12 protein-coding genes and 1 pseudogene are annotated in these 11,079 nt (G+C 69.9%); 2 read left to right on the top strand and 11 right to left on the bottom strand.

The window, feature by feature from the left end:
- Window positions 1–137: 137 nt before the first annotated feature.
- Both ACIA8E_RS04085 and rsgA read right to left on the bottom strand, forming a co-directional pair.
- A complete protein-coding gene (locus tag ACIA8E_RS04085) occupies window positions 138–1,490 on the bottom strand; it encodes a DNA-3-methyladenine glycosylase 2 family protein (protein ID WP_399295044.1) in 1,353 nt (450 codons plus the stop codon).
- Between the two features lie 82 nt (window positions 1,491–1,572).
- Complete coding sequence (gene rsgA, locus ACIA8E_RS04080) at window positions 1,573–2,745, bottom strand: ribosome small subunit-dependent GTPase A (protein WP_399294203.1); 1,173 nt, start codon at window positions 2,743–2,745, stop codon at window positions 1,573–1,575.
- Between the two features lie 366 nt (window positions 2,746–3,111).
- Here rsgA and ACIA8E_RS04075 point away from each other — a divergent pair, with 366 nt between their 5' ends.
- Complete coding sequence (locus tag ACIA8E_RS04075; protein ID WP_399294201.1) at window positions 3,112–3,612, top strand: DUF5949 family protein; 501 nt, start codon at window positions 3,112–3,114, stop codon at window positions 3,610–3,612.
- A 129-nt stretch (window positions 3,613–3,741) separates the two neighbouring features.
- On the opposite strand, the gene ACIA8E_RS04070 is transcribed toward ACIA8E_RS04075, so the two are convergent.
- The 6 genes from ACIA8E_RS04070 to ACIA8E_RS04045 form a co-directional block, all read right to left on the bottom strand.
- Entirely contained in the window at window positions 3,742–4,152 is a 411-nt protein-coding gene (locus tag ACIA8E_RS04070) for a rodlin (protein WP_399294198.1), read from the bottom strand.
- 116 nt (window positions 4,153–4,268) lie between these two features.
- Window positions 4,269–4,472: a hypothetical protein gene (locus ACIA8E_RS04065; RefSeq protein WP_399294195.1), complete on the bottom strand. Its 204-nt coding sequence runs from the start codon at window positions 4,470–4,472 to the stop codon at window positions 4,269–4,271.
- Between the two features lie 235 nt (window positions 4,473–4,707).
- The gene (locus tag ACIA8E_RS04060) at window positions 4,708–5,118 is read right to left on the bottom strand and encodes a rodlin (RefSeq protein WP_399294193.1); all 411 of its coding nucleotides are present in this window, start codon (window positions 5,116–5,118) and stop codon (window positions 4,708–4,710) included.
- Window positions 5,119–5,310: 192 nt separating this feature from the next.
- Window positions 5,311–5,601 carry a hypothetical protein gene (locus ACIA8E_RS04055; protein ID WP_399294190.1) on the bottom strand — a complete coding sequence of 97 codons (291 nt, stop codon included), beginning with the start codon at window positions 5,599–5,601 and terminating at the stop codon, window positions 5,311–5,313.
- Window positions 5,602–6,040: 439 nt separating this feature from the next.
- Complete coding sequence (locus tag ACIA8E_RS04050) at window positions 6,041–6,274, bottom strand: chaplin (protein ID WP_030917090.1); 234 nt, start codon at window positions 6,272–6,274, stop codon at window positions 6,041–6,043.
- 302 nt (window positions 6,275–6,576) lie between these two features.
- The gene (locus ACIA8E_RS04045) at window positions 6,577–6,987 is read right to left on the bottom strand and encodes a rodlin (protein ID WP_399294186.1); all 411 of its coding nucleotides are present in this window, start codon (window positions 6,985–6,987) and stop codon (window positions 6,577–6,579) included.
- Window positions 6,988–7,442: 455 nt separating this feature from the next.
- Between ACIA8E_RS04045 and ACIA8E_RS04040 the strand changes: the two genes are divergently transcribed.
- Window positions 7,443–8,210, top strand: coding sequence for a chaplin (locus ACIA8E_RS04040; protein WP_399295042.1), 768 nt, complete (start codon window positions 7,443–7,445; stop codon window positions 8,208–8,210).
- A gap of 152 nt (window positions 8,211–8,362) precedes the next feature.
- Here ACIA8E_RS04040 and ACIA8E_RS04035 read toward each other — a convergent pair.
- The 3 genes and pseudogenes from ACIA8E_RS04035 to ACIA8E_RS04025 form a co-directional block, all read right to left on the bottom strand.
- Window positions 8,363–8,670, bottom strand: a pseudogene (locus ACIA8E_RS04035) (MaoC/PaaZ C-terminal domain-containing protein); the annotation flags it as partial.
- 40 nt (window positions 8,671–8,710) lie between these two features.
- The gene (locus ACIA8E_RS04030) at window positions 8,711–9,940 is read right to left on the bottom strand and encodes an acetyl-CoA C-acetyltransferase (protein WP_399294183.1); all 1,230 of its coding nucleotides are present in this window, start codon (window positions 9,938–9,940) and stop codon (window positions 8,711–8,713) included.
- Between the two features lie 150 nt (window positions 9,941–10,090).
- A complete protein-coding gene (locus ACIA8E_RS04025; protein ID WP_399294181.1) occupies window positions 10,091–10,990 on the bottom strand; it encodes a LysR family transcriptional regulator in 900 nt (299 codons plus the stop codon).
- Between the last annotated feature and the right edge of the window lie 89 nt (window positions 10,991–11,079).

Here is an 11,079-nt window from a genome sequence, read left to right as displayed (position 1 = left end):
TCGCAGTCGTAGGACCACCATCCGGTACGACAGCCGACGCAGCGGCGTGGTCGGCGTGCGGGGCCGGCCGATGTGCTGGGAGGCCGGTCCCGAATTCCGGCCGGTGAATGGAATGCGGGCCCTCGACGGGGCCGATGTCACCGGCAGTCCAGATGGCGCACGGCGTACGAGCGCCAGGGCCGCCACCGCTCCGCCAAGGGCGACCGGTCCGGATCCACATCGGGATCGCCGAGCGCCCGCATCCTGATCAGCGCCGCGGCTGCCGGACCGATCCCCGGCAGCCGCAGCAGCGCCTGCTCTGCCTCGTCGCGGTCGGCCCCGGCGTCGAGACGCACGGTCCCGTCGGCGAGCGCGGCCGCCAGTGTCCGCAGCACCGGATCGTCGGCCGCGCCGGCCAGCACTCCCGGCTCCGGGAACACATGGGTCAGACCGCCGCACGGCACATCGAGGACCTTCCCGTACGTCTCCACGAGCCGCTCCGCCGCTTCCCGGCCGACGAGCGTCCGTACGGCGAACTCCTCGGGGTCCGCGGCGCCCGGCGACCTCATCCCTGGGCGGGCCGCGACGCTCGGTGCCAGCCCGGGGTCGGCGCCGAGCCACTCGTCGACGGCGTACGGATCGGCATCCAGGTCGAAGAGGCGCCGCAGCCGCTGCACCGCCGTGGTCAGATCGCGCAGGTCCGTGAGGTTGATCCTGGCGTCCAGCCATGCCCCGGCGGACCGCTCGTCGACGGCGACGACCCCCGTGCCGTAGGGCAGCCGCAGGGTGCGCCGGTAGGTGCGGGCGCCGGGCTCGCCGCTGACCTCCTCCACGCGGGCGACCGCCTCGCCGGCCAGCAGGTCGAAGACCTCCCGGGCGGCGTACGGTCCCCGGTGGGCGAGCCGGAGCGGGATTCCGGCCGTGCGCGTCTCCTGCGCCGCCGCCCCCAGTCCGGTCCCGGCCTCGGTCCGCAGAGCGCTCGGCGTGCGGGCGTAGATCTGCAGGATCGTGTCGTTGAACTGGCGCACGCTGGCGAAGCCGGACGCGAAGGCGATCTCGGTGACGGGCAGCCCCGTCGTCTGGAGCAGCACCCGTGCGGTGTGTGCCCGCTGGGCGCGGGCCAGCGCGACGGGTCCTGCGCCCAGCTCGGCGTTGAGCTGCCGCTGCACCTGGCGCGAGCTGTATCCGAGCCGGTGCGCGAGCCCGGGCACGCCCTCCCGGTCGACCACGCCGTCACCGATCATCCGCATGGCACGGCCGACGACATCGGCCCGTACGTTCCACTCCGCGGACCCCGGCACGGCGTCCGGGCGGCAGCGCCTGCACGCCCGGAAGCCGTTGCCCTGGGCAGCGGCGGCGGTCGGGAAGAACCGGACGTTCTTCCGCTTGGGAGTGACGGCGGGGCAGCTCGGCCGGCAGTAGATGCCGGTGGTCTCGACGGCGAAGAAGAACTCCCCGTCGAACCGCGCGTCGCGGCTGCTCACCGCCTCGTACCTGGTCCGTTCGTCCATCACACCGTCCAGTGTGCGCCACCGGGCAGTGCCACACTCGCGGTTTTCGGACGTCGACCCGGCCCCCGATCGGGGCACGGCCCTACCGCACCCGACCCTGCTTCGCGTCCATGGCGGCCCGGCCCGCGGCCCCCCTGCGCTTCCATTCGCGCAGCATCTCGGACCGCACCCGGGCATCGGTCTTGGCCACGATGCGCTGGTTCTCGCGCAGCAGCTTGCGGAAGCTGTCGAGGCGCCGCTCGGAGAGCGAACCGTCGTCGACCGCGGCGAGTACCGCACAGCCGGGCTCGGACTCATGGGCACAGTCGTGGAACCGGCATCGCCCGGCCAGGTCCTCGATCTCCGAGAAGACCTGGCCGACACCGGTCTCCGCGTCCCAGAGGCCGACCCCGCGCAGCCCGGGTGTGTCGATCAGTACGCCCCCGGAGGGCAGAACCAGCAGATTGCGGGTCGTGGTGGTGTGCCGGCCCTTGCCGTCGACGTCTCGGGCGGCCTGTACGTCCATCACGTCGTCGCCGAGCAGCGTGTTGGCAAGGGTCGACTTGCCCGCACCGGACGCCCCGAGCAGCACACTCGTGCCGCCCGAGACGATGGCACCGAAGACGTCGAGCCCCTCCCCGGTGGCGGAGCTGACGGGCAGCACCTGGACCCCGGGCGCGACGGCTTCGATGTCCTGGACGAAATACGACAGCGTGTCGGCGTCCGGCACCAGATCGGTCTTGGTCAGCACCACGATCGGCTGGGCGGCACCGTCCGTGGCGGACGCACCGTCCCGCAGCAGCGCGTCACCGCTGGAGCTGGACATGGCGAGCGCGAGGAAGCGCTCCACCCGCCCCAGGTCGAGCTCCACGGCGAGCGAGACGCAGATGGCGATGTGGTCGACGTTGGTGGCGAGCACCTGCCCTTCGGAGCGCTGTGACGACGTCGAGCGCACGAAGGCGGTGCGCCGCGGCAGCAGTGTCCGTACGAACTGCGGATCACCGTCGGGGTCGACGGCGACCCAGTCGCCCGTGCAGACGATCCGCATGGGGTCGCGGGGGACGACGAACGCGGTGTCCGCGCGGACGGTGCCGTCGGGGGTGACGACATCGCACTGACCACGGTCCACCCGCACCACCCGTCCGGGCAGCAGCCCCTTAGCGGCGTGCGGTGCGAACTCGGCCGCCCAGGCGTCGTCCCAGCCGTACGGCGACAGCGGATGCGACGAGGACGGGTCGGTGTTGGAGGAGAGCGGGGAAAGCGGGGAGAAAGACAAGGGAAACCCTTCGGAGGGTGGCCCCGGCAACGCGCACTCGGGCGCGGAGAAGTACGAAAGAAGGTCAGCCGGCGACCACGGGGGTGAGAACGATGCTCTTCCGGTTGTGGGCAGCGCCCATCGCAACGACAGTCATCAATGTCCTCACCTCCTGGTTCACAGCACGGGCCGACACCGACGGTAAGTCCGCCGGCCGCAACGCTCCACACGATAGCCGGGGGCCGCCCGATGCCGTCAACGTATTTTTTGCCTCAGGTCCTCGCGGGCACACCGGTCCGGGACCTTCGTCGGAGTTATCACGAAGTCTCCCTCGATCAGGTGAAACAGGCGCACAACCACCGGTCCATGGCCGTTATGGTGCCGAGCATGACCTCACCCCGGACCGCCATCGGCACGTTCACACAAGCCCAGTTGGGCACGCTCTCCCTGATCGGGTGGAGCGGCGAGCACCCCGATGGCGGACACGATGTCGCATTCCTGCTCGTCTACTCGCTGGGCGACGGGACGGACGGGCCGGCCGCCGGTGAGGCCGCGATGCAACTGGCTCTGGAGCGCTGCGGGCTGCCGGTCGGCGCCGGTCTCGTGCGCGCCGCCGAGACGCCGGGCCTCCCGGTCACGCTCCTGGTCCAGGCCGGCGAGGCGGCACTGACACTGCCTCACTTCAGCGCGCAGTACCGGGTGCCACCTCAGTGGCTGGTCGCGGCCCGCGACCGAGGCGAGGTCTACGCGATGTTCGCCACCCGCCCGTGGCCGGCTGCCGTACCGGGCCGGCCTGTCAGCGAGGAGCTGCTGCGTTCCTTCGCCGCGGACGAGGAGGTCGTCATGACCTCCGCCCACTGTCTTCTGCCGGTGCGCTCCCTGGGCTGATCCGCCCGGCCCGGTCCGTCCGATGTCCACCGCCCCCCGTTGAGCGGTGGACATCGCCGTGCGCGGCGCCCCACATCGGAGAGCGGGCGGTCCGGGCGCGCCCCTGGACAGCCCGCGGCTCACGCGGCGTCAGCTGTTGCCGGCGCCGTTGCCCGACAGGACCGGGACGTCGTCCACGATGTGCGAGAGAGCCTCGTCGCCCTTGGCCTGGGTGGAGTTCTCGGCGCACTGCTGATTCTGCGGCGAGTGCAGGACGTTGACGTCCTGGACCGCGACGGGCACCAGCAGCCCCGCGACCGAGCCGGCGTCGGCCTTGGCCGGCAGACCGACGCACGCCTTGTTCAGCGATCCCTGGACGAGCTGCAGCTGCGGGTTGCCGTCGCCCTGGGTCACGCTGTTGCCGAACTGCTGCTGCGTCCCGTTGCCGTTGACCGACGTGGTGCCCTGGTCCTTGCCGATCGCCATGGCCGAGGGGGCCGCGGCAGCCGACAGACCGACCAGGGATACGGCCACTGCCGCGCCGGCCATCATCTTCTTCACGCTTCACCTTTCAGCGCGTCCCGTTCTGGAACGTCCTGATCGACCGGATACGGAAGCGTCGGTTCCGCGGCACCACTCAAATGGATTGGATCCGTAGCGAGTTCGGCCCGGGACGGTCAGTCACCGAGCGTCTCGCCGGACGTGCGTGCCGCGGGGACGAGCCGACCCACGTAGGGCGGATCGGACTCGGGGCGCGGCACGCCCTGCTGCCTGACCCGCCGGGCTGCCTCCCATTCGGCGAGCAGCCGGTCGTAGATGGGTGTGACGTCCTCCGTGTGCCGGTGCCGGCCGCACGGGCGCTCACTGTCGTAATGGTCCATGACGGGCCTCTACCCGGTGCGGCGGCCGACCGCAGCCGGCACTACGGCAACCGGCCCAGTACGCCCCTCCATCGAGGGTTTTCGGCGGGCTGAGGGCCGTCCCGCAAACCCTGGCGGATCACCCTTCGACGCACGACGAGGGGCCGGTCCGTCCGGGCCGCCGAGGAATGGCTGCCGCGTGGATGAACCGGCCCCACGAAGGAATCGGGGAAACGCCGTCCGGAGCGGTGAGGCTCTAGCTGTTGCCGGTGCCGTTGCCGGACAGGACCGGGATGTCGTCCAGGATGTGCGACAGGGCCTCGTCACCCTTGGCCTGGGTGGAGTTCTCCGTGCACTGCTGGTTCTGCGGCGAGGACAGGACGTTGACGTCCTGGACCGCGACCGGGACCACGCCGACGAGCGAACCGACGTTGGCCTTGGCCGGCAAGCCGACGCACGGCTTGTTGAGCGAGCCCTGGACCAGCGCGAACTGCGGGCTCCAGTCACCCTGAGTGGCCGAGTTGCCGAACGACTGCGTGTTGTCGTTGCCGTTGTACGACGTCGTACCGGTGTCGTTGCCGATGGCCATGGCCTGCGGGGCGATCGCGGCGGAGACGCCGACGATCGCAGCAGCTGCGGCTGCCGAGGCCATAATCTTCCTGATCATGAAATAGCCCTTCTGGGGGTCTTCTGTTGTCCGCCTGTCCGGAGCGCTTTGATCAACTCACTACGACGGGTTCGGATGTGCCGCTTCACCCGAACGGTGCTTCTGCCGTCCGGGTGTTGCCGAATGCGCGGTAGCGATACCGGAGAATGGCAATCACCGCGAATGCGCTGGGAACTGCCACCCTTTGACGGATCAGCCACCGAGGGGCACGCCACCGAGCAGCGGAGCCGCACTCTTGGCCGCACCGGTGGCCTGACCGGCAACCTTGGTGACGGTGCCCTTCTTCTGCACCGAATCCGTGGCGTCACCGATGGTGTCGACGATCGGGTCGACGCCCTGGGGGGCTGCGGCCAACACCTGGTTGACGCCGCCGTCGAGGCTGACGCTGGGGGCCGTGGCGGTGGTAACGGCGAAGGCGGGAGCAGCCGTTCCGAAAGCAACCACGGAACCGGCAACGAACGCAGCAGTCTTCGCGTACTTCACTTTCAGGTTCCCTTCTGCAGCGGCATCTGTTTCGGTCGCGTCCCCGCGCCGCACAAGCGTTCTTTACCTGTGACTTCTGCCGCTTTCGACCTGGGTAACGAATCGGTTCCGTTCGGGCAACTGCACGGTCCGCCTTTTCTTGTGGACCACTCGATCGATCGCATGACTATTCACCGGAACGAGTGTTGCGGGGGTTCCGCGGCCGGAATGAGTGGTGCACTGTCAGGTGCTCCGTTCCGCGCAGCTGTCCGGGTGTCCGCCTCCAGCCGCCGGCGCACCGCGCCTCGGGCGATGCGGAACGACCTCGGCCGTTCCACCGCATCCGGAAGCACGGCGAACGCGCGGAACGGAGCACGCGGAAAGAGGAAAGCCCCGGATCGCGCACGAGGCGCGATCCGGGGCGGACGGGCAGTGAGCGCTGGGCTCAGCCGACCGGAATTCAGCCGTTGGAGCAGGCGTTGCCGAACGCGGGGTTGAGCAGGCCGATCACGCTCAGCGTGTTGCCGCAGACGTTGACCGGGACGTGAATCGGAACCTGAATGACGTTGCCGGAAAGGACACCGGGGGAGTTGTTGGCCGCGCCCTCGGCACCGGAGTCGGCGAAGGCGGGAGTTGCGGCACCGATCGCCATCAGGGTTCCGGCGGCGATGGCGGCAACCTTGGTGTACTTCACTTTCATCCCTTTCTTTGACGGAGTCCGGAGCGGCCACGACTTTCGTGCCGCACGAGCGCAGTTCTTAGCGCTCGTAACTCCGCCACTACAATTCGTAACGACTTAAGACCGTGCGCGAAACTCTCCAAGAAGAAGATTCTTGAAAATCCGCCCGGATGGTGCAACATTCGCCACTCGGCACAACCGCAGGGATCATTCGATTTCCCGATTTCCCGATGTACCGAGGGACCGACAGGCAACAGCAGGCCCGAGCCGCGCGGAGGGAGGAACCCCGGCGGGCCCGGGCCTTCGGTCCGGCAGACTCAGCTGTTGCCGGTGCCGTTGCCCGAGAGCACCGGAATGCTGTCCAGGATGTGCGACAGCGGCTCGTCACCCTTGGCCTGGGTGGAGTTCTCGGTGCACTGCTGGTTCTGCGGCGAGGACAGGACGTTGACGTCCTGGACCGCGACCGGGACCACGCCGACGAGCGAACCGGCGTTGACCTTGGCCGGCAAGCCGACGCATGGCTTGTTCAGGCTGCCCTGAACCAGGCCGAACTGCGGGCTCCAGTCACCACGGGTCTCGGCATTGCCGAACGACTGCGAAGAGCCGTTGCCGTTGACCGAGGTGGTACCGGTGTCGTTGCCGATGGCCATCGCCTGCGGAGCAAGCGTCGCCGAGATGCCGACGATGGAGGCGGCGACAGCGCCCGTAGCCAGGACCTTCTTGATCACGATCAACCCTTCTCGTACTTGTCGCCCCGCTCGGAGCACCCTGACCAACTCACCGCCGGGCGTTTGGTTCTCTCCATTCACCCGAATGCCGGGTGGCCACGGACGCTCGCACCGAGGGGCGCCGCGGACCCTGCCGCGCCGCCCGCGTCGCAGAGCGGCGAACGCACGTACGTAATCCGTCCGGGTGGTTACATAATTTCCACGAAATTCTGAGTTTCCCCCACCAAATCTTTGTCGTTATGGCTGTCGTCAAGCGCGACTTCGGGACGCGTGTCAGAGGAGTCCGTGTGAGTTCCGCTGAGCCGTGACCGCCGCTTGCCGAATCGCGTATGGCGAGGCGCCGGGGCGGTATCCCCGGTGATAGCTGCACCGCCTGATGAATGAACTGCGGGCGATCCGCCCGCGCGAAATGTCCTAAGGAAGGGCAACCAATGCGAAAAGCTTTGAGTAAGAGCATGCTCGTCATGGCGGCGGCGTCAGGCATCCTGACCGCGGCAGGCGGTTACGCACAGGCGGATGCTTCGGCCGACGGCTCCGCTGCCGGCTCGCCGGGCGTCGGCTCGGGCAACGCCGTACAGGTGCCGGTGCACGTTCCCGTCAATGTCTGCGGCAACACCGTCAATGTGGTCGGTCTGCTGAACCCGGCATTCGGTAACACGTGCGAGAACGCGAGCGACCGCTCCGACGACGACGGCGCCCAGGGCGCGAGTGCCGTCGGTAGCACCAGCAACTCGCCCGGGGTGCTTTCGGGCAACCTGGTCCAGGTTCCTGTCGACGTCCCGGTCAACGCCTGTGGCAACACCGTCGATGTGGTCGGCGCACTGAACCCCGCGGGGGGCAACCGTTGCTCCAACGGCAGCGGGCCGTCGACGGGCCAGCCGCCCGTCGAGCCGCCCGTAGTGGAGCCGCCTGTCGTCGAACCGCCTGTCGTGGAGCCCCCCGTCGTGGAGCCCCCCGTCGTCGAACCGCCCGTCGTGGAGCCCCCCGTCGTGGAGCCCCCCGTCGTCGAACCGCCCGTCGTGGAGCCCCCCGTCGTCGAACCGCCCGTCGTGGAGCCCCCCGTCGTGGAGCCCCCCACCGTGATCCCCGCCGGCGTGAACACCCCCGGCTCTCAGCTGGCCCGCACCGGCTCCGCCGACCTCGGGCTGGCGGCCGGCGGCAGCGCTGCTCTTCTGCTCGGCGGCACCCTGCTGATGCGCCGCGCCCGCGCTTCGCGGAACTGACGCATAAGCAGGATTGGCGTAACAGGGAAATAGCGACAGGTCCGGCAGGACAGCCTCAGCTGTGCTGCCGGACCTGTCGCGTTCCGCCGCCCTCGCGTACATGCGGGGCATCTCGCGCGTCACCGGCAGCCGGTGCGCACAGGGCCGGGCCCCTACGAGTAGAAGTGCGTCAGCGATTCGGCGACGCAGGCCGGCTTCTCGGACCCTTCGAGTTCGAAGGTGAAGGCGCGGGTCATCTGTACGCCGCCCCGCGCGACCTCCTTCACCCCGACGACCGACGCGTGCAGCCGCACACGGCTGCCGACCGGTACCGGCGCGGGATAACGGACCTTGTTCACTCCGTAGTTGAGTGCCCGCCCACGCCTTGCACCTGGAGCAGTTCACCGAACATCGGGATCCCCCAACTGAGGACCATGTACCCGTGGGCGATGGCGCGTCCGTACGGGCCCGTCGCGGCGCGTGCCGGTCAGCTGCCGTTCGTGCGACGAGCGCGGTGCCCGTCAGGCCGCGATGCGCTCGAAGATCGCGGCGAGACCCTGGCCGCCGCCGATGCACATGGTCTCCAGGCCGTAGCGCACCTCGCGACGGTGCATCTCCCGGGTCAGCGTGGCCAGGATGCGGGCGCCGGTGGCGCCGACCGGGTGGCCGAGGGAGATGCCGGAGCCGTTGACGTTGATCCGCTGCTCGTGGTCGGTGTCGCCCAGGCCCAGCTCGCGGGTGCAGGCCAGGACTTGGGCGGCGAACGCCTCGTTGAGCTCGATCAGGTCGAGGTCGGCGAGGCCGAGGCCGGCGCGGGCGAGTGCCGCACGGGTCGCCGGGACGGGGGCGATCCCCATGGTCGCGGCCGGAACTCCGGCGCGGGCGAAGGAGACCAGACGCACCAGCGGAGTCAGGCCGAGGCGTTCGGCTGTCGCCGCGCTCGTCACCAGGCAGGCGGCGGCCGCGTCGTTCTGTCCGCTGGCGTTGCCCGCGGTGACGGTGGCGTCCGGGTCGGACTTCAGCATGATCGGACGCAGCGCGGCGAGTTGTTCGGCGGTGGTGTCGGGGCGCGGGTGCTCGTCGGCGGTGACGGTCGTCTCGCCCTTGCGGGTGCGTACGGTGACGGGGACGGTCTCCGCGTCGTAGCGCCCGTCGGCCGCGGCCCGGGCGGCGCGCTGCTGCGAGCGCAGGGCGAGCGCGTCCTGGTCGGCGCGGCTGACGGCGTACTCCCGTCGCAGGTTCTCCGCGGTCTCGATCATGCCGCCGGGGACCGGATGGTTGACGCCGCCCGCCGTGACCCGGCCGCGGGCCAGGGAGTCGTGCAACTGGAGGCCGGGGCCCTTGATGCCCCAGCGGCCGTCGTGCGTGTAGTAGGGGGCGGCGCTCATCACGTCGACGCCGCCCGCGATCACGACGTCGCTGAAGCCCGCCCGGATCTGCATCGCCGCGTCGAGTACGGCCTGCAGGCCGGAGCCGCAGCGGCGGTCGATCTGGGAGCCGGTCACGGACACCGGGAGTCCGGCGTCGAGGGCGGCGACCCGGCCGATGGCCGGGGCGTCGGAGGACGGGTAGGCGTGGCCGAGGATCACTTCGTCCACCTGGGCCGGGTCGATGCCGGTACGGGCGACGATCTCGGCGATCACACGTGCGGCGAGCGCGGCCGGTGTCTGCTGGGCGAAGGCCCCCCCGAAGCGGCCGATGGGGGTGCGCAGCGGTTCACAGATGACGATGTCGGGCTGCTGGTCGGGCACGGCGGGACCTTCCGGTGGCACGGGCGGGTGACGGGGACGAGTGCGCGTACATGCGGTTGTTCATGCACGGGTGGGTGTCCACCGACCCTCGCACCCGGTGACTGAGTCGGTCCAATATCCAGTTCGCTCTGGTTCAAGACGCCACGCGTCTCAATGACCGATCGGGGTCGGCAGCGCGCCCTCCGCGACAGCGAGTACCGCGCGCAGGGCGGCGGACGGGTTGTCGGTCCGCCAGGCCAGCGCCGCCTGAAGCCGGATCGGCGGCCCGGCGAGCGGTCGGTAGACCAGGCCGTTCTGCTGGATGTGCTGGCAGGAGGTGACGGTGAGCGTCACACCGACGCCGGCGGCGACCAGGGCCAGGATGGTGTACGAGTCGGGGGCCTCCTGCACCACGCGCGGGTTGAATCCGGCCGCCTCGCACGCCCCGACGGTCGCGTCCCGCACGGTCGAGCCGGTGTTGGCGGGGAAGGAGACGAAAGGTTCCTGGGCGAGCACCTCGATCGGGACCTGCTCCAGCCTGGCGAGCGGGTGGTCGGAGGGCAGGGCACAGACCAGCTCCTCCTCGTCGATGACCCGGTACTGCACGCCCGGCCGGGTCACGGGCAGCCGGACGAATCCGAGGTCGAGCGAGCCGTCCGCCACTCCTGCGAGGGCGACATCCGCGTACGTCTGGCCCTTCATGACCAGCTCCAGGGCGGGATGGGCGGCGCGCACCGCCCTGGTCAGCAGTGGCAGCGTCTCGTGGCTGGAGGCGCCGGCGAAGCCGATGGTGACCCGCCCGTACTCGCCGCGGCCGGCCGCCCTGGCGGCCCGTACCGCCGTGTCGAGATCGTCGAGCACGGTCCGCACCGGCTGGAGGAACGACTCCCCCGCGCTGGTCAGCCGCACCGAGCGGGTGTTGCGCTCGAAGAGCTGGACGCCGAGCTCCTTCTCCAGCTGCCGGATCTGCTGGCTCAGTGGCGGCTGGGCCATCTGCAGGCGCTTGGCGGCCCGGCCGAAGTGCAGCTCCTCGGCCACTGCGATGAACGCGGACAGATGACGCAGCTCCATTCCCCACCTCATTCATAAATCAGGAGTCTTGATTCGACCTTAATTTGGTATTGGACAGCAATCAATGACCGCTGGCACGGTGGGGCGAC

Source organism: Streptomyces sp. NPDC051664 (assembly GCF_044453545.1).
GTDB lineage: Bacteria > Actinomycetota > Actinomycetes > Streptomycetales > Streptomycetaceae > Streptomyces.
The sequence above is the reverse complement of the archived record's forward strand: the minus strand, read 5'-3'. Positions and strand labels throughout refer to the sequence as shown.

Bases quoted from the DNA above. Each gene is read 5' to 3' on its own strand.
- ACIA8E_RS04085 (WP_399295044.1), bottom strand. From the start codon at position 1,490: ATGGACGAACGGACCAGGTACGAGGCGGTGAGCAGCCGCGACGCGCGG.
- ACIA8E_RS04075 (WP_399294201.1), top strand. From the start codon at position 3,112: ATGACCTCACCCCGGACCGCCATCGGCACGTTCACACAAGCCCAGTTG.
- ACIA8E_RS04065 (WP_399294195.1), bottom strand. From the start codon at position 4,472: ATGGACCATTACGACAGTGAGCGCCCGTGCGGCCGGCACCGGCACACG.
- ACIA8E_RS04060 (WP_399294193.1), bottom strand. From the start codon at position 5,118: ATGATCAGGAAGATTATGGCCTCGGCAGCCGCAGCTGCTGCGATCGTC.
- ACIA8E_RS04040 (WP_399295042.1), top strand. From the start codon at position 7,443: ATGCTCGTCATGGCGGCGGCGTCAGGCATCCTGACCGCGGCAGGCGGT.
- ACIA8E_RS04025 (WP_399294181.1), bottom strand. From the start codon at position 10,990: ATGGAGCTGCGTCATCTGTCCGCGTTCATCGCAGTGGCCGAGGAGCTG.